Origin of the sequence: Caballeronia arvi, from assembly GCF_001544695.2 — a bacterium.
GTDB lineage: Bacteria > Pseudomonadota > Gammaproteobacteria > Burkholderiales > Burkholderiaceae > Caballeronia > Caballeronia arvi.
This window is the reverse complement of sequence record NZ_FCOM02000283.1, coordinates 1-884: the sequence shown is the minus strand read 5'-3', so window position 1 is coordinate 884 and position 884 is coordinate 1. Positions and strand designations below refer to the sequence as shown.

1 protein-coding gene is annotated in these 884 nt (G+C 58.5%); it reads left to right on the top strand.

Annotated elements, in window-relative coordinates; all coding sequences use genetic code 11:
- Positions 1–884 (top strand): MFS transporter (locus tag AWB74_RS44925; protein ID WP_061152847.1); only part of this gene is annotated, 884 nt, incomplete at both ends.

The window sequence follows — 884 nt, the reverse complement described above, 5'->3', positions numbered from 1 at the left end:
ACGCTTGCTCTTCATCGCTTCGGCGCTCGTACCTGGCTGGCGCGAATCATGGTCACCTGGGGGATCATCACCGTTTTGCTGGCGTTTACGAAATCTCTTCCGCTGTTCTACTTCTACCGGTTTGCGCTCGGTGTCGCTGAGGCGGGCTTTTATCCCGGCGTCATCTACTACCTTACGCAATGGTTTCCACAGAGCTACCGGACTCGCGTGCTCGGATTCTTCACGCTCGGCAGTGCACTGGCGAATATGCTCGGGTCTCTGGTTGGCGGGCTTCTGCTTTCCCTCGGCGGGACATGGGGACTCAATGGCTGGCAGTGGGTTTTCATTGCGACCGGCGCTCCGGCAATCATTGTTGCCTTCGTCGCATTGAAGTACCTTCCCAATTCCGTGCGGGTGGCTCCGTTTCTGTCTCAGGCAGAAAAGGACGTGGTGCAAGCGGCGTTTCTCAGGGAAGCCTCCCCGGAGGCAAAGGCGTCGCACCCGTGGGCTGCATTCATCGACCCCAAGGTCCTCATGTTCGCCGCGACTTACATGTTGATGTCGACGTCGCTTTATGGAGTGACCTACTGGATGCCGACGCTCGTGAAAAGCTACGGCGTCTCATCCACCGTCAATGGACTGCTTAACATGATTCCTTGGGCGCTCGCTGCCTTGCTCTTGCTCTGGCTGCCAGGGAAGCTGAAACGTGAGCGTATCGTTCTGCGCGCGATGACCGTCGTTGCAGGCATCGGAGTCGTCTGCTTCGCGTCGAGTTTGGTTTTGCCCACCACCTCTCTACGATTCATCGCGCTTTGCTTGGGCGGGGCGTGCATTCCGTTGTTGTACCCGTGCTTTTGGTCGCTCCCGCCGCGTTTCTTTTCTGGCGCTCGCGCGGCAGCAAGCGT